17 protein-coding genes, 1 tRNA gene and 1 riboswitch are annotated in these 22,950 nt (G+C 58.6%); of the genes, 9 read left to right on the top strand and 9 right to left on the bottom strand.

Annotated features, from left to right (window positions below):
* The first annotated feature begins 108 nt into the window (after window positions 1-108).
* From L1A08_RS15610 to L1A08_RS15590, 5 genes are all read left to right on the top strand, one after another.
* Window positions 109-1,506: a sulfatase family protein gene (locus tag L1A08_RS15610; protein WP_390896901.1), complete on the top strand. Its 1,398-nt coding sequence runs from the start codon at window positions 109-111 to the stop codon at window positions 1,504-1,506.
* Window positions 1,507-1,616: 110 nt separating this feature from the next.
* A riboswitch (cobalamin riboswitch) is annotated at window positions 1,617-1,818 on the top strand.
* A 181-nt stretch (window positions 1,819-1,999) separates the two neighbouring features.
* Entirely contained in the window at window positions 2,000-2,869 is an 870-nt protein-coding gene (locus tag L1A08_RS15605; RefSeq protein ID WP_238757372.1) for a DUF1559 family PulG-like putative transporter, read from the top strand.
* Between the two features lie 250 nt (window positions 2,870-3,119).
* Window positions 3,120-3,794: a DUF6580 family putative transport protein gene (locus L1A08_RS15600; protein WP_238757371.1), complete on the top strand. Its 675-nt coding sequence runs from the start codon at window positions 3,120-3,122 to the stop codon at window positions 3,792-3,794.
* 366 nt (window positions 3,795-4,160) lie between these two features.
* Window positions 4,161-9,278: a DUF1549 domain-containing protein gene (locus L1A08_RS15595; protein WP_238757370.1), complete on the top strand. Its 5,118-nt coding sequence runs from the start codon at window positions 4,161-4,163 to the stop codon at window positions 9,276-9,278.
* A 49-nt stretch (window positions 9,279-9,327) separates the two neighbouring features.
* A complete protein-coding gene (locus tag L1A08_RS15590) occupies window positions 9,328-10,803 on the top strand; it encodes a DUF1501 domain-containing protein (RefSeq protein ID WP_238757369.1) in 1,476 nt (491 codons plus the stop codon).
* A gap of 124 nt (window positions 10,804-10,927) precedes the next feature.
* On the opposite strand, the gene L1A08_RS15585 is transcribed toward L1A08_RS15590, so the two are convergent.
* Window positions 10,928-11,131, bottom strand: coding sequence for a hypothetical protein (locus L1A08_RS15585; RefSeq protein WP_238757368.1), 204 nt, complete (start codon window positions 11,129-11,131; stop codon window positions 10,928-10,930).
* A 169-nt stretch (window positions 11,132-11,300) separates the two neighbouring features.
* Here L1A08_RS15585 and L1A08_RS15580 point away from each other — a divergent pair, with 169 nt between their 5' ends.
* Together L1A08_RS15580 and L1A08_RS15575 are read left to right on the top strand one after the other, a co-directional pair.
* Complete coding sequence (locus tag L1A08_RS15580; protein WP_238757367.1) at window positions 11,301-12,182, top strand: Ldh family oxidoreductase; 882 nt, start codon at window positions 11,301-11,303, stop codon at window positions 12,180-12,182.
* 72 nt (window positions 12,183-12,254) lie between these two features.
* A tRNA-Arg gene (locus L1A08_RS15575) sits at window positions 12,255-12,328 on the top strand.
* An 18-nt stretch (window positions 12,329-12,346) separates the two neighbouring features.
* Here the strand turns inward: L1A08_RS15575 and L1A08_RS15570 are convergent.
* Window positions 12,347-12,556: a hypothetical protein gene (locus L1A08_RS15570; RefSeq protein WP_238757366.1), complete on the bottom strand. Its 210-nt coding sequence runs from the start codon at window positions 12,554-12,556 to the stop codon at window positions 12,347-12,349.
* A 180-nt stretch (window positions 12,557-12,736) separates the two neighbouring features.
* Here L1A08_RS15570 and L1A08_RS15565 point away from each other — a divergent pair, with 180 nt between their 5' ends.
* Window positions 12,737-13,951: a hypothetical protein gene (locus tag L1A08_RS15565; protein ID WP_238757365.1), complete on the top strand. Its 1,215-nt coding sequence runs from the start codon at window positions 12,737-12,739 to the stop codon at window positions 13,949-13,951.
* Window positions 13,952-13,954: 3 nt separating this feature from the next.
* On the opposite strand, the gene L1A08_RS15560 is transcribed toward L1A08_RS15565, so the two are convergent.
* Entirely contained in the window at window positions 13,955-14,704 is a 750-nt protein-coding gene (locus L1A08_RS15560; protein ID WP_238757364.1) for a hypothetical protein, read from the bottom strand.
* Between the two features lie 351 nt (window positions 14,705-15,055).
* On the opposite strand from L1A08_RS15560, the gene L1A08_RS15555 reads away from it, so the two are divergent.
* Window positions 15,056-15,823 (top strand): protocatechuate 3,4-dioxygenase, encoded by a 768-nt coding sequence (locus L1A08_RS15555; RefSeq protein ID WP_238757363.1) that lies wholly within the window; start codon window positions 15,056-15,058, stop codon window positions 15,821-15,823.
* Window positions 15,824-16,270: 447 nt separating this feature from the next.
* On the opposite strand, the gene L1A08_RS15550 is transcribed toward L1A08_RS15555, so the two are convergent.
* The 6 genes from L1A08_RS15550 to L1A08_RS15525 all read right to left on the bottom strand — a co-directional run bounded on the left by L1A08_RS15550 (window position 16,271) and on the right by L1A08_RS15525 (window position 22,924).
* Complete coding sequence (locus tag L1A08_RS15550; protein ID WP_238757362.1) at window positions 16,271-16,627, bottom strand: putative quinol monooxygenase; 357 nt, start codon at window positions 16,625-16,627, stop codon at window positions 16,271-16,273.
* A gap of 51 nt (window positions 16,628-16,678) precedes the next feature.
* Window positions 16,679-18,448 (bottom strand): aspartate--tRNA ligase, encoded by a 1,770-nt coding sequence (gene aspS / locus L1A08_RS15545; protein WP_238757361.1) that lies wholly within the window; start codon window positions 18,446-18,448, stop codon window positions 16,679-16,681.
* Between the two features lie 376 nt (window positions 18,449-18,824).
* Entirely contained in the window at window positions 18,825-20,159 is a 1,335-nt protein-coding gene (murA, locus tag L1A08_RS15540) for a UDP-N-acetylglucosamine 1-carboxyvinyltransferase (RefSeq protein ID WP_238757360.1), read from the bottom strand.
* Between the two features lie 185 nt (window positions 20,160-20,344).
* Window positions 20,345-21,244, bottom strand: a complete 900-nt coding sequence (prmC, locus tag L1A08_RS15535; protein ID WP_238757359.1) for a peptide chain release factor N(5)-glutamine methyltransferase — start codon at window positions 21,242-21,244, stop codon at window positions 20,345-20,347.
* A 242-nt stretch (window positions 21,245-21,486) separates the two neighbouring features.
* The gene (prfA, locus tag L1A08_RS15530) at window positions 21,487-22,560 is read right to left on the bottom strand and encodes a peptide chain release factor 1 (protein ID WP_238757358.1); all 1,074 of its coding nucleotides are present in this window, start codon (window positions 22,558-22,560) and stop codon (window positions 21,487-21,489) included.
* A 100-nt stretch (window positions 22,561-22,660) separates the two neighbouring features.
* On the bottom strand, window positions 22,661-22,924 hold the full coding sequence (locus tag L1A08_RS15525; RefSeq protein ID WP_238757357.1) for a type B 50S ribosomal protein L31: 264 nt from the start codon (window positions 22,922-22,924) through the stop codon (window positions 22,661-22,663).
* Window positions 22,925-22,950: the final 26 nt, after the last annotated feature.

The raw sequence follows: 22,950 nt of genomic DNA, 5'->3' as shown, positions 1-22,950 counted from the left end.
TCGTCGGCTCCCAAGCATCAATCTATGCTTATTCAAACCGCTTATCATCGCTTTCGGAGTCATTCCATGAAGCTGACGTCACTCGTCCTGGTACTGGGCTTCATCCTGATGTCGACCTGTCCGCTTTTCGCTGTCGAGCAGGCTCGCGATGCGGATCGTCCCAACATTCTGTTTATCTTTACGGATGACTGGGGCTGGGGTGATCTCGGCTGCCACGGACATCCCTATTTGAAGACGCCGAATATCGATCGGCTCGCGGAAGAGGGAACCGACTTCCATCGTTTCACCGTCGCCAGCGGCGTCTGTTCTCCAAGCCGAACAGCGGTGATGACGGGTCATTTCCCGGCTCGTTACACGATCGATGGCCATTTTGCCTGGGTAGAGAGTAACGCCAGACGGAATATGCCGGACTGGCTCGATCCAAACGTGCCGACACTTTCCCGGATGCTGCAGTCCGCGGGGTATGCGACGGCTCACTTTGGGAAATGGCATCTGGCCAACAACATGATTCCTGATTCGCCCTTGCCGAGCGAATACGGCTACGACGAATACGGAGCATTCAACTGCGCCGGCCAACAAATGCCCGTCCATCAGGATGCCGCTCGGGCAATTGCCTTTATCGAAAAGAGTGCGGCCGCGAACAAGCCGTTCTTTATCAACTTGTGGATGCACGAGCCGCATACACCGCATCACACGCTGCCGGAATATCGTCGCCGGTTTCCTGAGCTGGACGATGCCCACAATGTCTATGCGTCGGTCCTTTCCCATGCCGATGATCGGATCGGCGAACTGCTCGATGCTTTGGACCGACTGGAGCTGGCCGACGATACGCTGGTCATTTTCAGCTCGGACAACGGCCCCGCCGGGAGCGGTCGCCCGGGTAAGATCACCACGATGTACGATTCTGCGACCGGCGAAGGGTTTGGGATCGGCTGCAGCGTCGGAACCACCGGCGGACGAGACGGACGCAAGGCGTCCATCCTCCAGGGCGGGATTAATGTCCCGTTCATTGCCCGCTGGCCGGGGAAGATCAAGGCGGGTGCGATCGACGATGAATCGTGGATCTCCGCCGTCGACCTGCTGCCCACCTTCTGCGATCTCGCTGGTGCAAGCCTGCCTGAAGGCTACCAGCCCGACGGCAAGAGCCAGGTTGCAACGCTGCTGGGAGAAAAGTCTCCGATCCGCGAGAAGCCCCTGTTCTGGAAGGGCATTCCGGGCCGCAAAGGTCAATCCTACTCGATCCTCGATGGCAAGTGGCGACTGTTGACCAGTGCGAACTTCGAAGTGCTTGAGCTTTATAACGTCAATCGCGATCCGCTCGAACAGAACGATTTGAAGTCATCGCATCCCGAGATCGCTGGCGAACTGCTGGAGAAGCTTCACGCCTGGCGCGAGACGCTTCCCGAGAAACCCAATCCCGAGTGTTTCTCGAAGTACCGGGCCGAGAATGCCGGTCCGCTGCCGCCCGAGGAAAAGCCAGCCTTCGAGTTTGACCCGTCGAGATAGCATCGCGGCCGAACATGGACTGATTCAAAACGTGTTCGAATGAAACGGTACGCGCTCAAGGCGAAAGCGCTCGCCGGCATCGCGTTTGAAACTCCCCCTTCTCCACAGTACACTGCCCGCACGATACGGGTGCCCGCCGGTTTGTGGCCAGTGCGGGAGAATAGGGAAAACGGTGCAATTCCGTTGCGGTGCCGCCGCTGTAACCGGGGACGCATTTCTCGAACCCACTGTCTGCTCGAGTGAGCCGATGGGAAGGGGAGAAATGAAGGATGATCCGGAAGCCAGAAGACCTGCCCGGATGTCGGCTTCGTCGATTCCTTTCGAGCAAAAGGACATCCCATGTTGAGTTTGTATGCGCCCTGCGGATCTTCCTGAACGTTCGCCCTGCGAACGTCTCCTTCTCCGCATCCAGCCGTTGACGCGCATCCTGCGCCCGGCTGCTCCTTCGCGCCTGTCTCTGTCGGACGGCGCGCTTTCCTCAGGAAGATCTCCCATGAAAGTCTCTCTTCAGCCGTCCTCTGACCGGCGGCTCCCCTCAGCGTTTACGCTGATCGAACTCCTTGTCGTGATCGCAATCATTGCGATCCTGGTCGCTTTGCTGCTGCCCGCTGTCCAGCAGGCCCGAGCCGCGGCTCGTCGCACACAGTGCAAGAATCATCTCAAGCAGATCGCGCTGGCGCTGCACAATTACGCCGACATCCACGCTGAGCATCTCGTTCCCTACAAGATCGATGATGCGGCCGAGATCGCCTACAACACCGGGGCCGGCTCGGTCCGCGGGTCGATCAATTACTGGTTCGGCGTCGTCGATTACACGCAGCCGGTTGATTCGCAGTACGATTTCGCGGCCGGTCCGCTCGCTCCGTTTATCGAAACGAATCACGCCGTGTTTCAGTGCCCTGATCTCGGCGAGAGCCAGCTCGACCACCTGCGTTTCGGCCGTCCGGCCTGTGGTTACGCCTACAACGGACACTATCTGAGCTACGGCATCAACTACGATTACTCCGCGTTTCCAGCGGTAACGGTCTCGGCAAATCCGGCGACGCGGAAGTTCCGGGATGTCCAGTCGACAACGCAGACAATCGTGTTTGCAGACTCCGCCATTTACAACACCTGGGATTACTACCCGAACGAGTATCTGGTCGAGAATCCATTACTGGAGCCGCCTTCAAATACGCAGCCGACGGTTCACTTCCGGCATCACAACACGGCCAACGTCGCCTTTCTGGACGGCCATGTGGAGTCGAAAAGTCCGAGCTCGATCCCGCTGCCGTTCTGGTTCACACCGGCTCAGGTCCAGGCGAACAAGGACAATCACCTCGGCTTTGTCGGCGAAGACGATGTGTGGTACGATCGCGACTAACTTCCGTAACGGCGGCAAGCTGCCGCCGAATGGACGTGATGATTAATACCGGCGAAGAGCGTTTCGACCAGAACGCTTCTCCTTTTCCAAAGAGTCTGCGGTTTCCGGCGATGGAACTCGGATTCGGCGGCAGGATTCCGCTGGTACGAAGAGATCCTCCCGGGTGGACCTGGTCCGCTCGGGATCTTTCCTATACCGAGTCTTCGATACACTCCAGAGTGTTTGAATCTATCTGATAAAGGACAACCTCGTGTCGTCAACGTCTCCTGTAAAACTCTCTCCATCCCGCTGGATTCTGTTGAGCATGCTGGCTCTGCTGGCGATTGCCGCGAAGGTGATGCCGTATGTGTTTTACCGGCTCGACTGGAATCTCGATCCGACGCAGTTCGGGTCGTACGTGTGGAACTTCTCGCCACTGATGCCGCTGGCGATTGTGGCGGGGGCGTCACTGTCACGGAAGCTGGCGATCGGTCTGACAATGGGAGTCTGGCTGCTGGGCGATCTGGGCATCTGGACGGCATCGGGTCACTTCGAATGGGCCTTCTATCCGCATCAGCCGCTGATTTACGTGCTCGCTCTGGGCCTGATCGGACTGGGTGCGATTGGCAGCCGTCTGCAGAAGAGCGACAGCTATCTGGAATCAGTCGCGTTCAACCTGGGAAGTGGCGTAATCGGAGCGACCCTGTTCTTTGTCGTGACGAACGTGCTGGTGTGGGGACTCGGCTCGGAAATGCTGTACACCCGCAATCTGGCTGGGTTGACGGAGTGCTTCGTGCAGGCGATCCCGTTTTATCGGAACAGCCTGGCCAGCATGATTATCTTCGTGCCGGTGCTGACGGCGATTCTGTCTGGCGTGCCACGCCTGTCTGAAAGCCCTACGGAATCGTCCCGAATGGCGGTTCCGCGGAGCGAATCGCGGGTGTGAAAAATTCGAAACTCCACTTGCAAAGTCGGTGGCAGGTTGCATAATCTGATATCGATATGAACCTGCCTGCTGAGTAGAGTGACTCGGCTACCGTACCTGTAAGGGCGTCCCAACCGGAAACAGAGTTCTTCGGACTCGATTTTCATCGCCTGCCTCAGGTCTTCTTCCCCGTACACGAAATGAGACGCAACTCAACTTCGGTGCGGGCGCCTTGCAGCGGATCGGCATTACTTAACGATTTTTGTTTCGTACGATCTTCGTTAGACGTAGTTAATGTCCGTTCCGACTTCCGCTTTGCCAGAGTGCGCTTGTCTCTGGAAGCTGTGATCGGACACCCACGCGCCTGACAGGTCCGGGTTTAAGCTCATGGTTACCGCACGCTTTCATGGCCTTCTGGCTATCTGTTCGCTGATCGTCGCATCGACTGGCTCGCTGTTCGCCGATGCAGAACCTGCTCCAGCGGCCGAAACACCTCCCGCTGTCGTCAGCTATCACACGCAAATCAAGCCGATCTTCCAGGCGCACTGCCAGGGATGTCACCAGCCAGCCAAGGCGCTCGGCGATTACGTGATGACCGACTTCTCCCTGCTCACCAGAGGGGGAGAATCGACTCTGGCGGCTGTCGTTCCCGGCAAGCCCGAGGAGAGTTATCTCGTCGAGCAGATCACGCTGGACGAGGGCAAAGCCCTGATGCCGAAGGGAAAGGCGCCCCTGTCACCCGAGCAGATCGATCTGGTTCGGACCTGGATTCAGCAGGGCGCCCATAACGATACGCCGGCTTCGGCTCAGGTCGTTTACGATGCCGAACATCCTCCCGTTTATACGCGGCCGCCCGTTACGACTTCACTCGACTTTTCGCCAGACGGCTCGCTGGTTGCCGCGGCTGGTCACCATGAAGTGCTCATTCACAAAGCCGACGGCAGTGGTATCGTCTCGCGACTGATTGGCGTCTCCGACCGCATTGAATCGGTGACGTTCTCTCCCGATGGAACCCGCCTGGCGGTCGCCGGCGGCGTGCCCGCTCGTATGGGTGAGATTCAGGTCTGGGATGTCGCCAAAGCCGAATTGCTGATGTCGAAGCAGATCACGTACGACACCGTTTACGGAGCGAGCTGGTCGCCGGACGGCACGAAGATCTCTTTCGGCTGCAGCGACAACAGTGTGCGGGTCATTGAAGCCGCAACCGGAAAAGAAGTCCTGTTTCAGGGATCACACAGCGACTGGGTTCTGGACACCGCATTCTCCGTCGATGGTTCGCATGTCGTCTCCGTAGGTCGCGATGGAACAGCCAAGCTGACCGAGTTCGAAACGCAGCGGTTTGTCGACAACATCACCTCGATCACGCCGGGAGCTCTGACAGGCGGACTGGCCGCCGTGCAAATGCATCCGGAACGGGATGAAATTCTAGTCGGCGGAGCGGACGGCACGCCGCGAACCTACCGCATTCAGCGACTCACCAAACGCGTCATCGGCGATGATGCCAACCTCGTTCGCGAAATGCCCGGAATGCCGGGGCGTATTTTCGATGTTGGCTACAGCCAGGATGGCAAGACACTGGCCGCGGCCAGCAGCAACGATGGCAAGGGGTATCTTGCCGTTTACTCCTACGACACCGACGGCGGCCTGACCGACGAGATGAAGAAGATTCTCGAGAAACGAGTCGCCCAGCGGAACGCGGAAGAGACGAAGAAGGTCGACGAAGCGCGGACCGCTGGCGTCGTCAAAATCAAAGAGGTCCCCATCCCAGGTCGCGGTGCTTATGCTCTCGCGTTCCATCCGGATGGAAAGCAGATTGCCGTGACCAGCACCGATGGAAAGGTTCGCGTTTTCAGTACGACGGATCTGACACTGGTGCGAGAGTCTGATCTCTACCCGCTCAGCGAAGCTCCGGCCTCGCTGGCTGCGAGTGAATCTTCGTGGAAGTTTGGAGCCACCAATTCAGACGGCTCGGACAGTGTGCCGACTGAGATTCAAAAGCTGTCCATCACCCCGCCGAAGGTCTCGCTTTCCGGACCGCTGGCCTATACCCAGCTGGTCGTCACCGCCACGACGGCAGCCGGTGATCGACTCGATGTCACCCGCTCGGTGAAGTTCGAAGTCGATCCGCAGGTCGCGGAAGTGGACTCGCTCGGACTGCTCCGCGGTCGCGGCGATGGCTCGACGGAACTGACCGCATCGCTCAATGGTCAGAAGGTTTCGATTCCTTTGCAGGTCGAGAATCAGCAGGCGGAACTGCATGTCGATTACATTCGCGATGTGACGCCGGTCATGTCCAAGCTCGGTTGCAATCAGGGAACGTGCCACGGAGCTCAGGCTGGCAAAGCCGGCTTCAAGCTCTCATTACGGGGTTATGATCCCATCTTCGACGTGCGGGCTTTGACGGATGACCATGCTTCCCGTCGAGCCAACACGGCTGCTCCCGATGAATCGTTGATGCTGCTGAAAGCCATTGGCGGCGTGCCGCATGTTGGCGGACAGCTGACGACTTCGGATCATCAGTACTACCGTATCCTCCGCAGTTGGCTGGCTGACGGGGCAACCCTCAACCAGTCGGCGCCGCGCGTCGTTTCGATTGATGTCTTTCCCAGAAACCCGACCATTCAGACAATCGGCTCCCGTCAACAGGTGCGCGTTGTCGCAACCTACGCCGATGGTAAGACCCGCGACGTGACGTACGAGTCGTTCGTCGAAAGTGGAAACACCGAAGTGGCAACGATCAGCAGCAATGGTTTGCTGACATCGATCCGTCGCGGCGAGGCTCCGATTCTGGCTCGCTACGAAGGGGCTTACGCGGCGACCACTCTGACTGTGATGGGCGATCGGACCGGCTTCGTCTGGGAAGAGCCCGAAACATTCAACAAGGTCGATGAACTCGTCTCCGCGAAGTGGAAGCGGATGAAGATTCAGCCGTCGGAAATCTGCGACGACGCCGAGTTTCTCCGTCGGGTCACGCTCGATCTGACCGGACTTCCGCCGACGACGGAAGGCGTGCAGTCGTTTCTGGCCGATCCACGTCCGAGCCGTGAAAAGCGGGACGCGATGATCGACTACCTGGTCGGCTCGGAAGAGTACATCGCTCACTTCTCCAACAAGTGGGCCGATCTCCTGCAGGTAAACGGAAAATTCCTGGGCCGCGAGGGAGCGAATGCATTCCGTGAGTGGATCCGCACACAGGTGGCCGAGAATCGACCGTATGACGAATTCGTGAACGAGATTCTGACGGCGACCGGTTCCAACCGGGAGAACCCGCCAGCTTCTTACTTCAAGGTCTTGCGAACTCCTGAAGACACGATGGAGAACACGACGCATCTGTTCCTCGGCGTGCGATTCAACTGCAACAAATGTCACGACCATCCGTTCGAACGCTGGACTCAGGACCAGTACTACGAAACGGCGGCCTTCTTCGCCCAGGTCGGCCTGAAAGCCGATCCGGAGAGTAAAGGTAAGAACATCGGGGGTTCGGCTGTCGAGTCAGGCAAACCGCTGTATGAAATCGTTCTTGACAAGAAGGACGGCGACATCACGCACCAGCGGACCGGTCAGGTTGTCGCTCCCGAGTTTCCTTACAGTGAAGAGGTCCAGGTCGAGGAGGCCGTAAGCCGTCGCGAACAGCTGGCGAGCTGGATGACGTCTCCCGACAACTATTACTTCGCCCGAAGCTACGCGAACCGAATGTGGGGTTACATGTTCGGCGTCGGGATTATTGAACCGATCGATGATATCCGTGCCGGCAACCCGCCGACGAATCCGGAACTGCTCGACTATCTGACCGAAGAGTTCATCACCAGTGGATTCGACGTTCAGCATCTCGTAAGACTCATCGTGAAGTCGCGGACCTATCAGTTGTCTTTGGCGACGAACACGTGGAACGAGGATGACACGATCAACTTCTCCCACGCCCAGGCCCGTCGACTTTCCGCTGAAACGCTCTACGACGCGATTCACCGCGTGACCGGAGCGCAATCAAAGATTCCGGGCGTTCCGCCGGGAACACGGGCGGCTGAACTGGCCGACGCTCAGATTAAGCTATCCGACGGCTTCCTCAGCAACTTCGGACGTCCGGCTCGCGAAAGCTCCTGCGAGTGCGAGCGGTCTAACGATGTTCAACTCGGTTCCGTGATGGCACTGGTGAGCGGACAGACCGTTGCCGACGCCATCGCCGATCCCAAGAACGCGTTGCCCGAACTTGTGAAGAATACGCCGGACAACCAGAAGCTCATCGATGCCCTGTTCCTGCGAATCCTGAACCGCCCTGCGACGGAGAAGGAAATCGCGACTACCTTGCCGATCTTCAGCACGGTCGACGATGCTCACGAGCAGCTCGCGAAACGCCTGACTGAGATGGAAGAGTGGTGGAAACCGCTCCGAGCTGAGAAGGAGCAGGAACGCGTCGAGAAGATCGCCGCGGCGAAAAAGACGCTGGAAGATTACAAGGTCGACCTGGCTCCCCGACTGGCCGCCGCTGAGGAGGCACGGCAGAAGCGGATCAAGGACGCTGAAACTAAAGTCGCCGAATACAAAACCGATATTGAAAAGCCGTTCAACGAATGGCTGGCCAAACAGGTTGAATCCACTTCCGTGGACTGGACCACGCTCCAGCCGACGGAGATGAGTGCTTCCACGAAAGCCGAGTTGACGGCTTCGGACGACGGCATCGTGCTCGCCAAACTGGTCGAAGGTCAGGGGCATTATGAGATCATTGCCGAGACCGACCTGTCCGAAGTGACGGCGATTCGCCTGGAAGCGTTGACTCACCCGGATTTGCCACGACAGGGGCCTGGTCACGGGGGTGGCAACTTCGTCCTCACCGACTTTGAAGTTTTCGCATCCGACGCCAGTGACCCGAAGAGCAAGCCGGAACAGATCGTGCTGCACAACGCCCAGGCCGACTTCAGCCAGGGGAGTTACGAAGTCAAAACGGCGATCGATGGCGATAAGCGTGTGAACGGCAACGGCTGGGCAGTTTCGCCGCAGCAGGGCAAGGTTCACTGGGCCACTTTCGAAGTGAAGGAGCCGAAAGCAGGGTCCGGAAAGACCCGACTCAAGTTCGTGATGCATCAACGGTATCAGGACAAGAAGCACTGGCTCGGCTGCTTCCGGTTGTCCGTGACGACAGCCAGGAAGCCGATTCCACTGGGGCTGCCTCAGCAGTTCGCTGAACTGGTGCAAGTGCCGGCCGAAGAACGAACCAACGAACAGACGGCCGAGCTGCTCGAGTTCTTCCAACGGTTCGATGATGACTATCAGAAGCTCACGGCAGCTGTTGCCGAGGCCCGAAAGCCGCTTCCGCCCGACGCGAAACTGCAGCAACTCGAAGCCGCGGTCGTGAATGCCGAGCGTCCCGTCAAGGATGATCCCGGTCTGGTGCAGCTGCGACAGGATGTTGAAATGAGTTCCAAGCTCCTTGAGAATGAGCGGTTGACCGCTGCCCAGGATCTGACCTGGGCTCTGATCAACAGCCCAGCGTTTTTGTTCAACCGGTAAACCGTTCCAACTCACAGTCCGCCGATTTCAATCGCGATGGGAGAAAGTCATGTTTTCGATCAAAGGTCAACGCGGAAAAGATATGTGCGATCAGCACCTCGGGCTCACTCGCCGCGACGTGTTGCGGGTCGGTGGCTCCAGCATGCTCGGTCTCAGCCTCGGCTCGATGCTGGAGTTGAAGTCGGCTTCGGCCGCCGCCAAGATTTCCGGAGCAGCCGTTCCCGGGTGGGGGCAGGCCAAGAGCATTATCATGGTTTACCTGCAAGGTGGACCGAGCCATATCGACCTGTGGGATCCGAAGGAGAACGTTCCCGACAAAGTACGTAGCGAATTCAAGGCGATCGATACCGCTCTGCCCGGCGTAAAGGTCACTGAGATCCTGCCCAATCTGGCCAAGGTGCTGGACAAGACCACTCTCGTCCGCTCGATGAGCTACACGCCGAACGGTCTGTTCAATCACACCGCGGCGATCTATCAAATGATGACCGGCTACACGACCGATAAGGTCAGCCCGTCCGGCCAGCTTGAACCGCCGACGCCGAAGGACTTCCCGAACTTCGGCTCCAACATCATTCGCATGAAGCCTTCCGAAGTGCCGATGCTGCCGTTCGTGATGCTGCCCCGTCCTCTGCAGGAAAGTAATGTTGTCGGCAAAGGGGGCACGGCCGGCTTCCTCGGCAAGGCGTTCGATCCGTATACGCTGTATCCGGACGGCGACGACATGGACATGGAGAAGTTGAACCGCATCAAGGTCGACGATCTGAAGCTGCGACCGGAAGTCTACGCTTCTCGCCTGGAACGTCGGGCTCGATTGCGGGATCAGATCAACGACTTGATGCCCGAGATCGATAAAGCCGTGGCCAAGTCGAGTCTGAACGAGTACTACGACCGGGCGCTGGAACTGGTTGTTTCGGGCCGGGCTCGGGACGCCTTCTCGATCGATCGTGAATCGGCGGAGCTGCGTGATCGCTACGGCCGCAACACCTTCGGTCAGAGCTGTCTGCTCGCACGCCGTCTGGTCGAAGCCGGCACCAAGGTTGTCGAGGTCATCTGGCCGAAAGTGGCGAACTCCGACAATCATTCCTGGGACCATCACGTCGGACTGACTGACCGCATGAAAACCAAGTCGGGCCCGATGCTCGACAGCGGACTTTATGGTCTCATCACCGATCTCGACGAGCGCGGCATGCTTGACGAAACTCTGGTGGTCGCCGTCGGTGAATTCGGTCGCAGTCCGCAGAAAGGGGTCAGTACCTCCGGAAACGGCAACAGCGCCGATGGTCGCGATCACTGGCCGTATTGTTACACCGCGCTGCTCGCGGGTGCCGGCATTCAGCGGGGAGCGGTTTATGGTCAGTCCGACAAAACGGCCTCGGCTCCGCTCGTCGACCCAGTCCACCCGGGTGAACTCCTGGCGACGATCTACCACGCCTTCGGCATCGATCCGGAATCGATCGTCTACAATCACCTGAACCAGCCACGCGAACTGGTGAAGGCTCACGCCGTAACGAAGCTCTTCAGCTAGGGCTTTTCACGCTTCTCCTGCAGTCGAATTTTGATTTTGCTCGAGCAGCGAATGCCCTCTGAACCAGAGAAGTTGACAGCCTTTCGCTCACTTTGGGCGAGAGGCTGTCTCATTTTTCACGCGATCAACTTTGTCGGAACGCGGCGATCATCGCACTGGCTCCAATGACCGTGGCCGCCACCCAGGCGGTGATTCCCACGGCAATTTCTTCTGTAGACAACGATGTCACGGCGGCGGTGATGGCCACGCCCAGCGTCACCGCGGAGCCGCAGATCAGTTTCAGGACGCCTGGACTTTCTTTTACCGGTTCGTTCTCGGTGTCGCTCATATGCCTTCTCCCGTGGTCTTCGGATTGCTCTTCTCTATCGTACTCACGAAAGGACGTGCGGCCGATGGAGTTTACCAGTCGTTTTCCCTAGACTTGAGACAAGGCCGCAGGCGATCTGCCCGCACTCGAATCGCCTTGCACAGTGGAACAACGATCGGAGAACTGGTGTATGACATCATCGGACATGGCCAAGGTGCTGGCGAGTATCTTCATCCGGAAGGGTATGTACGCTGTCGAGGCCGAGACGGTCGCCCAACGGATGATTGAAGCCGATCGCATCGGACGGGCCGAGTTCGGGTGCGTCAGCGTGCTCAGTTCGGTTCAGTCGATTGATGTCGGAGATATTGATCCCCGTGCCCTGGCAATGAAGAAGTCCGAAACGCCCGGCACGATCCTGTTCGATGCCAATGAGGGGATGGGGCACGTCGCGGCATCCAAGGGGACCCAGGCGGCGATTGACAAAGCCCGGACTGTGGGACTGGGAGCAGCGGCGATCTCCAACAGCCAGAGTCTGGGCACGCCGCTGGTCTATGCCTGCATGGCGGCCCGAGCCGGAATGATTGGCTGCTGCCTGACCAGCACGCCTGCTCCCAAGCGGGACCCCGACGCCCCCCTCGAAGGACTCCGTTTCGGTCGCCAGCCAGCCGCATTCGCTTTTCCCGATGGCGGGACTCTGGCCGGCTACGAGTTCTCCTTCGGCGAAGATCGTCCCCTGCAGCATCAGCTGCCCGGCGAGCTCTCCTACACCGTTGGCATGCTTCACGCGATGCTCACCAGCGGACTGACCGGATCAAAAGTCCCCTCTGCAAAAACACGGGGCCCCCTGCACGAACGGTTCGAGCATTTCATTCTCGTCATCGATCCGGCGGCGTTTGCCGGAGAAGCCGCGATGAAGAAAACGGTTGACGCCCTGAGCGAACATGTCGACGCCTTCAAGGGAGAACATGCCACCCGAGCCGCCATCAAGGAGCAAGCGTTCGAACTCTCAGCAGACACTCTTGAACAACTGCAGGCGCTGGCGGAAAAACTCAAAGTGGAGTGGCCCGCGTAGCGAGTTCTTCGCCGGAAGGCCGAGTGCAAAAGAGAACTTGAGATGATAAACTCGTGTCCCGCTGTGATCTCGGCGCCTGTAGCTCAGTAGGATAGAGCAACGGTTTCCTAAACCGTAGGTCGTGGGTTCGAATCCCGCCAGGTGCATTTCCGGGCTGAGTTTTCTCATTCGGCCGGCGCCGCCCCGTTCCGGGCCGACTTCATCACATCAGCGGTCCGGTAGGCTTCGAGCGTTTCCTTGAACAGCTGTGAAGCTTCCGAATATCCGACGGTCCAGCCGACCTGATACGAACTCCCGATATAGACCTCGCCCAGATACAATCCCATCAGGATCCCGGCGAGGAACACGAATACCTGCTTCGAAAACTTCTTCATCGATCCGCTCCGAATAATGTCTCGGTCCAGTCATAACGACGGATCACGAAAACGGATCATACGTCCAGTTTTAGTCGACCTGAAAAAAATTCCGGAAATTTGCCGACGATTCCCTCGCGCGTGCTCCTCTCCTATTCGATTGAACGAGGCGATCTGTCGTCTGCCGGAATTGGAGGCCCTATGTTCCACCGCTTCGACCGTTTCGCCTGTCTGCTGGTGATGCTGCTTTGTCCGCTTCTGTCCAGTTCTGTAAAGGCTGACGAACGGACGGCGACCATCGGCGAGTATCGTTCCCGCAATTTCCTGCTCCGTACGGATCTGGATAAAGAGGAATCCGCCGAACTGCTCGAGCGGCTTGAAACGATGCTCGATCTGATCTCTCGCTACTGGGGAAAGAAGAACGCGGGCCTGATCGAGATCTACGTCTTTGAAGACATCGCCCACTGGTCTCGGGACACGATCCCGCCTCAGGCCTGGGACTCGGTGACATCGGGCGGCGGACTGACGATGACGCAGAAACGAACGATCGGCAACGTCTGGCAGGCGAAGGCGATCGTCTATGCCATTGCCGATCGGGGAACGCCACAGCACGAAGCCGTGCACGCCTACTGTGCTCAGGCGTTCGGCAGTACAGGGCCGGTCTGGTACAGCGAGGGAATGGCCGAGGTCGGCAAGTACTGGCAGGACCCGAAAGACAAATCGGTCACATGCGATCCCTACGTCATCAAGTACCTGAAGTCGGTCGAACGGAAACCGTTGAAGGACATCGTTGATCTGAACCAGTTCACCGGCGACTCCTGGCAGAATTATTCCTGGCGATGGACCCTCTGCCATCTGCTTGGCTTCAACGAGAATTACACTCAGCGATTCAAACCGCTCGGACTGGCCCTGATGACCGAAGTCCCCGGCGTCACGTTCTGGACCGTTTATGGATCCATGTCGAAAGAAATCGAGTTCGAGCACAAGCTGTTCGTCGAGAACCTGTCTGTCGGCTATCGCGTCGATCTGTGCAGCTGGGACTGGAAAACGAAATTCACTCCGGCCCGCGGCAGCCGGACGGTCACATCGAAAATCGAAGCTCGGGCAGGTTGGCAGGCATCACGTCTCGAAGTGGAAGAAGGCAACACCTACAGCATTGCAACCACCGGAGAATGGTCCATCGAGCCCGATGGTGAAGAGCTGACGGCTGCCGGTGATGACGATGGCAACGGACGACTGATTGGAATCCTGTTCAACGATTACGAGCTGAGCGAGCCCTTCGATCTCGGTAACGAAGAATCCTTCACGGCTCGCGGAGATGGCCAGCTCTATGTTCGTTGCCGGGATGACTGGGGGCAGCTGGCTGACAATGAAGGATCAATCTCGTTGAGAATGCAGCTGGTTCGACCGGAGTAGACTCTACGGTTCCAGTTCATACCGGGAACCACGATGCAGTCCCAGATCGTCGCGGAAGCGGCTCCACTCGCGGAGAGGGACATTCGCATCTGAAGCGTCGAACGTGCCGACACCGGCGACGAACAGGCGGGCGGTCAGCAAGCCGAGCGGTTTCCATTCATTGTTCTCGTACGGCTCGGTATTCCGCCACGGAAGCTCCACCACTGCGACACCAGGGCGGATGTAGTCTTCACTGCTGAGCTCGACCGACCAGCGGCCGATCGATTCAAACCGTTCTTCATGCGGAAGCGGATGCTGGCGTTCGGCGAAGAGTTCGAACGTGATCGTCCCTTCGGCGTCGACTGGTAAACGACGTGCCGCCCGGGGAAAGATCTCGACGGTCAGGCCGTCCGGTTGCGTGTCTCGATCCCAGGAATCGAAACCGGCGCGAATCTTCAGGCTCTGGATCTCGGGTTGATTACGAATCTCAACCGGATTCCGTGGAGGTTCAAACGCCGGTTCATTCGGGGCATCGACGAACAGGGCGTCGATGGGTTGGATGTCTCTCACCATCCACCGCGGAAAGCGGCTCACGAGCGCGATGTTGTTCGTGCTCGACTGCAACATCACAAATTCGCTGTCGGGCTCCTGAGGAACCAGCTGCCCCACGGGTGTCCTCCCATCGACCAGCAGCAGTTTGACATACTCGCCGGCTTCCAGCGAAGTTCCGGAGAACAGGGCACAGAGTCCTCCGAGGACTGCAACCTGCAGCATGTGATTCAGACATTGGCGTTGGGAACGGCTCATGAACGCCTATGAAGCAATCGTGATGCCAGTTTCCACTGGAGTGCGGAGAGGCCTGTTCTGCAGGCAAAAGACTGTTCGGGCGCATCTTTCGATGTCGATTCACGGCATCCTGAATGTGGCGGAGCGACCACGAATCGTTACATCCCACGCGAAATCCGCGGCGGATTCGGGGTGTACGATACGACCGACGCGGACGACAATTGACAGAATGATTCCGGAGCATCCCGGTGGGGCGAATGCCTTTGCCTCAGTCGCCGGCGAAACCTTTCCTCTCGAACGGTGTTCGATACTTCAGAGTAAACTGTGAAGGAGAAAATGATGCTGATTCGCACCCGCCGTGATTTCCTGCGCTCCGCCTCGGCTGTGACCGCCGCCTGCTGGACGACATCCGGGCTGTTCGCCGAAATGCTGACAACCCCGGGCATGACGGAAGGCCCGTTCTATCCCGACAAGCTGCCGCTCGATACCGACAATGATCTGCTGGTGATCAACGATTCGACCACGCCGGCCGTCGGCGAGATCACGCATCTGACCGGCAAGATTCTCGGCAGCACCGGCAAGCCGATGCGAAATGCGTTCATCGAGATCTGGCAGGTCGACAACGAAGGGGCCTACATCCACTCCGGCAGCAACAACGCCGAGAGTCGCGACAAGAACTTCCAGGGCTACGGCCGCTTCTTCACCGACTCCAGTGGCGAATACTACTTCCGCACGATCAAACCGGTTTCGTATCCCGGACGGACGCCGCATATTCACGTCGCGGTCAGCATGAACGGCCGCCGTGTGCTGACGACTCAGTTGCTGGTGAAAGGGAACCCACAGAACGAGCGCGATGGGGTCTTCCGTTCGATCCGTGATCCGGAACTCCGCGAAACCGTGATGGCCGACTTCAAACCGATCCCCGATTCCCCGATCGGCGAACTGGCGGCGAACTTCGATATCGTCCTCGGACGCACCGTGCCGGATGACGACGATCACACCATCAAAGGCGGCATCTCTAAACCAGAACGCTTCAACAGACCCGGCGGCCGTCCCGGCGGTCCCCCTCCAGGCCGCAACGGACGTCCGGGTCGTCCACCACAGTAGACCTGCGATCTCATCGGGGTGGCGAAGCCGTCGGAAGATGCTGCTGGGCGTCCGAAGAACTGATCCTTCGCTTCGAGCAGCCGAACGGGGACTTGCAGCAGGAGATCCATTCCCGGACTCCTACGGCTGCGCCGCCCCGAAAGAATCTTTCGGGGCCACCCGGGAAGACTCACTCTTGAGTTCTTGCACAGTCGACTTATCAAAAAAAACGCACTGCTTGAGTTGGCAGTGCGTTTTTTTTCCCTCGCCGACAATCTCATCGGGGTGGCCCTGACAGCTGTGCTATCAGGGCGGCGAAGCCGTAGGAGAATTCCGTTTGGCGAGTGTGCACATTCAGCTCCGCTTCGTCTTCCCGCGGAGAAAGGCTCTCACCAATCCTCCGGGTCCAATCCCATACTCCTCCGGCTGCGGTGTCCCGGAAGAGTCTTTCGGGACACCCGACGTTGCTTACAGCGCGACGTACTCGTGGAACACATCCACCTTGGGTTCCGCGGCGAGCATTGGGCCGACGTTGGCGAGCAGTTCGTCCAAATACGGCTGGTGCAGGTGCGAGTTCAGATCGGCCAGACTCTTCCAGTGTTCGATCACGATGAACGTGGTCGGTTCATTGGCCTGTTGAATCAACCGGTAGGTGCAGTTGCCCTCTTCCTTGACCGTTTCCTGCAGCGGGCGATGAAAGGCCTGTTTGAAGGCGTCTTCCCTGCCCGCTTCCACGGTGAAGTAGACGAGCATCATGAAGCGGTCATCCGGATTGTCCAGATGCTGTTTCACGTCCTGAGCCAGCGGATGCAGTTCGGATGTCATAACGGGCCTTTCTGAAGATGCCACTGTCGAGCTGGTTAGCTGTCGAGCCGGTTACTCGTTGGGCAGGTCGAGCTGGATGTGGAGTTCTTTCAACTGCTTCTCTTCGACTTCCGACGGAGCACCGCTCAGCAGGTCCGAAGCCTTCTGCGTTTTCGGGAAGGCGATGACGTCGCGGATGTTGTCGTAGCCGCACATCAGCATCACCCAGCGGTCGAGTCCAAGAGCGACCCCGCCGTGCGGAGGAGCGCCGTAGCGGAGACCTTCGAGCAGAAACCCGAACCGGAGCTCGGCTTCTTCTTCGTCGATGTCAAGCAGATCGAACACCTGCTGCTGAATCCTGGAGTCATGAATACGAATACTGCCGGAGGCGGCTTCGTAGCCGTTGATGACCAGGTCGTACGACTGCGCCCGCACCTTGCCGGGATCGGTCTTCAGGAGTTCGATGTCGTCTGGATTCGGATAGCAGAACGGATGATGTTCGGCGACCCAGCGTTTCTCATCGGCATCGAAGTGCAGCAGTGGGAAGTCGAGTACCCACAGGCAGGAGAACGACTTTGGATCGTACAGTTCGAGCTCTTTGCCGAGCCGATTTCGCAGAGCCGACAGAGCAGCGGAGGTAACCGCTTCCTTATCTGCAACACAGAAAATCAAGTCGCCCGGCTTGGCGCCAACACGTTCGATGATCGCCTGCTGATGCTCATCCGAGAAGAACTTGGCGATCGGCGAATCGAGTCCACTTTCGTTGACACGGAAGAACGCGAGCCCTTTCGCTCCGTGCACACCGACGAAGGCAGTCAGTTCATCGATCATCTTCCGGGTGTACTTCTCAGCCGCCTGAGGTGCGACGAGGCCGCGAACGCGTCCGCCGCTTTCGATGGTCTTGCTGAAGACGCCGAAGCCGCACTCTTTGGCGATGTCGCCGAGATCGTTCAGTTCCATGCCGAATCGCATGTCCGGCTTGTCGCTGCCGAAGCGTTCCATGACGTCGGCATAGCTGAACCGAGGCAGCGGCGTCGTCATTTCGATGCCGTTCATCTTCTGCAGGACGTCAGCGATGAGTCCGTCGATGACTTCGAGCACATCGTTCTGTTCGACGAATGCCATTTCGACGTCGATCTGCGTGAACTCCGGCTGGCGGTCGGCTCGCAGGTCTTCATCGCGGAAGCAGCGGGCGATCTGCATGTAACGGTCGAAACCGCCGCACATCAGCAGCTGTTTGAAAATCTGCGGCGACTGCGGCAACGCATAGAAGCAGCCCTCATGAACGCGCGACGGCACCAGATAATCGCGGGCCCCTTCCGGCGAACTCTTGCCCAGAATGGGCGTTTCGATGTCGAGGAAGCCGTGGCGGTCGAAGTAATCGCGAACGAGCTTCGTCAGACGGTGCCGTGCGATCAGTGCGTTCTGCAGTTCAGGACGTCGCAAATCGACGACGCGATGCTTCAGGCGAAGCTCTTCGTTCGGCAATTCACTGCTGGCGGGAAGAAATGGCGGTGTGGCGGCTTTGCTTTGAACGTTCAGGTTCGAAACGCGAAGTTCAATCGCTCCGGTCGACAGCTTGGGATTGATCATATCATCCGGACGGGCCACGACATCGCCCGTGACCTGAATGACGTCCTCATAGCGGAGGCCGCGAGCATCTTTCTGGATGTCGCTGTTGTCTTCGAGGTTGAATTTGATCTGCGTTTTTCCGTACCGATCCCGAATGTCGATGAAGACGATGCCGGCGTGATCGCGATATTTGTCGACCCAGCCGCACAGGGTGACCTGCTGCCCGACGTGTTCTTTTCGCAATTCGCCACAAGTATGAGTTCTAAGCACGTGAAATCAGTCCTGTCGTGTCTGTTGTACAGTCAATCTGCGGGGTTAGCAGCGGGGCGGCAGCCAGCCGGGGCTGCCCGAGCGAGACGTTCGCGGCAAAATCGAGCCGCATTATAGTTCCCCGGACCGCAGATTGAAGTCCGAAGGGCAGCCGACTTCGTCAGGTGTCCACTCTCATCCCAACCGGTGCCATGCCTGCATCGCGACAGCAGGGCAAGCATGCCGGTGGATTCCGGTCTGTCGGGAAGTGATGAGGGATCTGTCTTGCGAAAGGACTCCTGAGGACAGATCCTTCTCCGGCCGAGTGTAAAGGATGGTCGATGGGCATGCCTGTCCTGCCTCTACGAGGCGATGCAAGCATGGCACCCTGTGGGGGTTATCCTTTGGACGACGTTTTGGAGGCGGACGGCGTGGGAGCACCGGCAAACTGCGGAGTATTCGGCCGGCCGCCTTTCTGCCGTTCGACATCGGCATCGAGCCGGGAAAGCTTGCCGGCGAGATCTTCGTAGCCCCGGTCGAGGTGGTAAATCCGGCTGATGACCGTTTCGCCGCGAGCCGCCAGTCCGGCCAGAACCAGAGCAGCGGAGGCTCGCAGGTCGGAAGCCATGACACAGGCTCCGCTGAGTTCGTTCACCCCTTCGATGATAACGCCACTGCTTTCCCGTCGGATCTTCGCTCCCATCCGCAGCAGTTCGGCGGCGTGCAGAAAGCGATCGGGGAACACGCGATCGGTGACGACGCTCGTGCCCGACGCGAGGCACATCATGGCGGTCAGCTGGGCCTGCAGATCGGTCGGAAAACCGGGAAACGGCAACGCGACCACATCGAGCGGCTGGAGATCCCCTGCTCTGCGAACGCGAGCGGTTTCGTCTTGAAGATCGATCGCTAATCCCGCTGTCCGCAGTGTTTCGATCGCGGCTGTCAGATGATCGTCGCGAACTCCTTCGATCGTCAGGTCGCCGTCGGTAATTCCCGCCGCCATCATCCACGTGGCGGCTTCGATGCGGTCAGGAATGATGGTGTACTCGACTGCCTGCAGTTCGCGGACGCCGTCGATCGTCAGCGTTGAGGTTCCAAGACCAGTGATCTGAGCTCCGCAGGCGTTCAGAAAGTTACCCAGGTCAATCACTTCCGGCTCGCAGGCTGCGGCCTGAATGATCGTTCTTCCGCGAGAGAGCACCGCAGCTGACATCACATTGCAGGTGCCGGTCACCGTGCTCCCCTGCGGCCCGCTGAGATAGATTTCTGCTCCACGAAGTTCGCGAGCGGACGCGTGGATGTAGCCCTGATCGATGACGATCTCCGCTCCGAGTGCGGAGAGTCCTTTCAGATGCAGGTCGATCGGACGATGGCCGATGTTGCAGCCGCCGGGGAGGGAAACGCAGGCTTCTCCCTGACTCGCCAGCAGCGGGCCGAGGACACAAACACTGGCCCGCATCGTGCGGACGAGTTCGTAATCGGCTCGACAGGTGGAAACTGCACTCGATTCGAGAGCGATGGTGTGATCATCGAGAAATTCAACCGCGACGCCGAACTGCGTCAGCAGCTGAATCATGCTGTTCGTGTCCCGCAGCCGCGGGAAGTTGTGCAGAATCGTTCGCCCGGGAATGGCGAGAGTCGCCGCCATGATCGGCAGTGCGGCGTTCTTCGCCCCAGAGACGGAGACCGTTCCCTGCAGCCGATGTCCTCCCCGGATTCGCAGCTCGTCCATGTCGACTCCCGGGGGGTGAACAGTGGGTTAACAATGGGTGGCCCAGCCGAAACGGCTGGGTCGCGGAGCGACAAGAGGCTGCGCCATACAGGTGGTCCGTCAGCGAGCCGTTCTCGCGCACATGGCGCTGCCTCTTGTGACTTCGTCACCCGGCCGCTTCGGCCGGGCCACCCTATTTCTTACTCTTACTTCCGACGGGCAAACAGGAACCGGGGTTTCCCAGCCAGATCGTTGATGCCGCGAAGGTCGGTCCACTGGCCCGTCTGTTCTGCAAAGGTGATGGCGTCATTCATCTGAGCGGGATCCATTTCGAGCAGACAGACGCCGCCGGAGCGGACGTAGTCCGGGCCCTGGGTCAGAATCTCGCGGACGAAATCAAGGCCGTCTTCTCCGCCGTCGAGAGCCGCGTGCGGTTCGTGGTGCACGATGTCGGGGGCCAGGCCGGGGATCTCGTCCTTTCGAACGTAGGGAGGATTGCTCACGAGCAGATCGAACGGTTCTTTGGGGACCGGTTCGAACAGACTTCCCTGCAGGACCTGCATCCGGTCGGCGACCTTGAGTTTCTCCGCGTTGTGGGTCGTGGCCTGAAACGGAGCATCGTGGAGTTCGACCGCGGTCACACGGGCATCGGCCCGTTGTTTGGCCAGCGAAATGGAGATGCAGCCGCTGCCGGAGCAGAGTTCGAGAATGCGAGGGTTCTTCACCTCCTGCAGAGCCGAGAGACCTTCCATGACGAGAGTCTCGGTTTCCGGTCGCGGCACAAAAACGCCGGGGCCGACGGCGAAGTTGAGACTGAAGAACTCTTTGCGACCGACCAGATAGGCGACCGGCTCGTGCCTGACCCGTCGTTTGACGAGATCTCGCATCTTCGCACGAACGTCGTCACTGACGATCTCATTGAAGTGCGTGTAAAGCTCGATGCGCTGACACTTGCGGGCGTGAGCGAGCAGAATCTCGCTTTCGAGACGTGCCGATTCGATTCCATGCTTTTTCAGATGATCCGTGGTCCACTGCAGGATTCGCTGCAATGTCCAGGGTTCGGCTGATTCGGGGGTCACCGGCTTTTGAACTTCCGACTGTTCCAAGAACGTCCTCCTGACAATCCGATCGATCAGGTTGCCACTGGCTCGGCCAGTGTCTGGAGTTGCTGTCCCAACTGCTCGAACTCAAGGTCTTACTGACAATGAAGCATACCTGCCGGCAGGGTGGCACAGCCATTCCTGCCTGTGCGTCATTCGGCGCGGATTTTTTGAACAACTCGCAAGACAAGCCGCTTGCCGCTTCGCGGTACAGAGATAAATCTCTGCACCATCCTTGAGTTTGACAGTTAGTCGGTCGCCTGGCTGTTGAGTCGTTCCTGGCGATCGAATTCGAGCAGTTGCTGGATCAGCTCATCCAGATTCCCCTGCATTATCTGGTCGAGCTTGTGGAGGGTCAAACCAATGCGGTGATCTGTCACGCGAGCCTGCGGGTAGTTGTAGGTCCGAATGCGGCTGCTGCGGTCTCCGGTTCCAATCAGAGTGCGGCGATGCTCGGCCCGTTCGTTGGCCTCTTTCTGCTGTTGGGCTTCCAGAATTCGGCTCCGCAGCACCTTCATGGCCTTGGCCTTGTTCTTGTGCTGGCTCTTTTCATCCTGACACGTCACCACGGTTCCGGTCGGAATGTGCGTGATGCGGATCGCCGATTCGGTCTTGTTAACCTTTTGACCGCCTGGTCCGGAAGCCCGGTAGGTGTCGATCTGCAGGTCTTCATCCCGGATGTCGATTTCGACTTCGTCCGCTTCGGGCATGACAGCCACGGTGGCGGCACTGGTCTGAATCCGCCCCTGCGTTTCGGTTTCAGGAACGCGCTGAACGCGGTGCCCACCACTTTCGAACTGCAGTGCGTGGAAGGCGCCTTCGCCGGTGATGGAAACAACGACTTCCTTGATCCCACCCAGTTCCGTGGGCTGAAAATCAAGAACTTCGTGCTTCCAGCCCTGAATATCCAGGTACCGCGTATACATGTCGTAGAGGTCGCGGGCGAACAGAGCCGCTTCGTCGCCGCCGGTACCGGCCCGGATTTCCATAATCAGCCCGCCGCGAGTAATCGAGTCGCCGGCTGTTGCCAGGTCCTCGAGTTCCTCCTGCATTTTCTCCATCTGCTCTTCGAGCTGATCGAGTTCCTTGCGGGCGTACTCCCGATCCTTGGGGTCGTCCTCTTCCTCCAGCATCATCTCGGCCGCTTCGATGTCGTCCTTCAGAGCGTGGTAGCTCTTCAGGGCTGCGGCGACCTTTTTCAGGCCGCCGTATTCTTTCTGAATCGACAACAGCTTCTGGGGGTCCGAGAGAATTTCCGGATCGACCAGCTTCTTCTCGAGTTCCTGAAAGCGGCGGTATTTCGTTTCCAGACTGGGAAACATGATGCAACTTAGCCTTGAGTGCGAACAGCCGGGCTATCCGGCAAGCGGGGAAAGAGTTCCACGCGTACGATCAGCCGATCGCCGCGAGCGTTCGCAGCAGCTAAGCCTTCTTTCCTCGCTGAGCCCAGTTGTACTTCTTCTGGAACTTCTCGACGCGACCGGCGGTATCGACGTACTTCATCTGGCCGGTGAAGAATGGATGGGAGTAGGCACTGATATCGACCTTCACCAGGGGATACTCGTTCCCGTCTTCCCACTTCACGGTTTCCTTCGACTTCATCGTCGAACGGGTCAGGAACTTATCGCCTGAACCGGTATCCATGAAGACGACGGAATGGTAATCAGGATGAATGTCTTTTTGCATAGCTCGAAAATCCAGGGTAACTGCTG

Origin of the sequence: Rubinisphaera margarita (assembly GCF_022267515.1) — a bacterium.
GTDB lineage: Bacteria > Planctomycetota > Planctomycetia > Planctomycetales > Planctomycetaceae > Rubinisphaera > Rubinisphaera margarita.
This window is presented reverse-complemented; position numbering and strand designations above follow the sequence as displayed.

Bases quoted from the DNA above. Each gene is read 5' to 3' on its own strand.
- L1A08_RS15590 (WP_238757369.1), top strand. From the start codon at position 9,328: ATGTTTTCGATCAAAGGTCAACGCGGAAAAGATATGTGCGATCAGCAC.
- L1A08_RS15585 (WP_238757368.1), bottom strand. From the start codon at position 11,131: ATGAGCGACACCGAGAACGAACCGGTAAAAGAAAGTCCAGGCGTCCTG.
- L1A08_RS15570 (WP_238757366.1), bottom strand. From the start codon at position 12,556: ATGAAGAAGTTTTCGAAGCAGGTATTCGTGTTCCTCGCCGGGATCCTG.
- L1A08_RS15550 (WP_238757362.1), bottom strand. From the start codon at position 16,627: ATGACATCCGAACTGCATCCGCTGGCTCAGGACGTGAAACAGCATCTG.
- L1A08_RS15565 (WP_238757365.1), top strand. From the start codon at position 12,737: ATGTTCCACCGCTTCGACCGTTTCGCCTGTCTGCTGGTGATGCTGCTT.
- L1A08_RS15525 (WP_238757357.1), bottom strand. From the start codon at position 22,924: ATGCAAAAAGACATTCATCCTGATTACCATTCCGTCGTCTTCATGGAT.
- prfA (WP_238757358.1), bottom strand. From the start codon at position 22,560: ATGTTTCCCAGTCTGGAAACGAAATACCGCCGCTTTCAGGAACTCGAG.
- L1A08_RS15595 (WP_238757370.1), top strand. From the start codon at position 4,161: ATGGTTACCGCACGCTTTCATGGCCTTCTGGCTATCTGTTCGCTGATC.
- L1A08_RS15560 (WP_238757364.1), bottom strand. From the start codon at position 14,704: ATGCTGCAGGTTGCAGTCCTCGGAGGACTCTGTGCCCTGTTCTCCGGA.
- L1A08_RS15610 (WP_390896901.1), top strand. From the start codon at position 109: ATGTCGACCTGTCCGCTTTTCGCTGTCGAGCAGGCTCGCGATGCGGAT.
- murA (WP_238757360.1), bottom strand. From the start codon at position 20,159: ATGGACGAGCTGCGAATCCGGGGAGGACATCGGCTGCAGGGAACGGTC.
- L1A08_RS15580 (WP_238757367.1), top strand. From the start codon at position 11,301: ATGACATCATCGGACATGGCCAAGGTGCTGGCGAGTATCTTCATCCGG.
- L1A08_RS15605 (WP_238757372.1), top strand. From the start codon at position 2,000: ATGAAAGTCTCTCTTCAGCCGTCCTCTGACCGGCGGCTCCCCTCAGCG.
- L1A08_RS15555 (WP_238757363.1), top strand. From the start codon at position 15,056: ATGCTGATTCGCACCCGCCGTGATTTCCTGCGCTCCGCCTCGGCTGTG.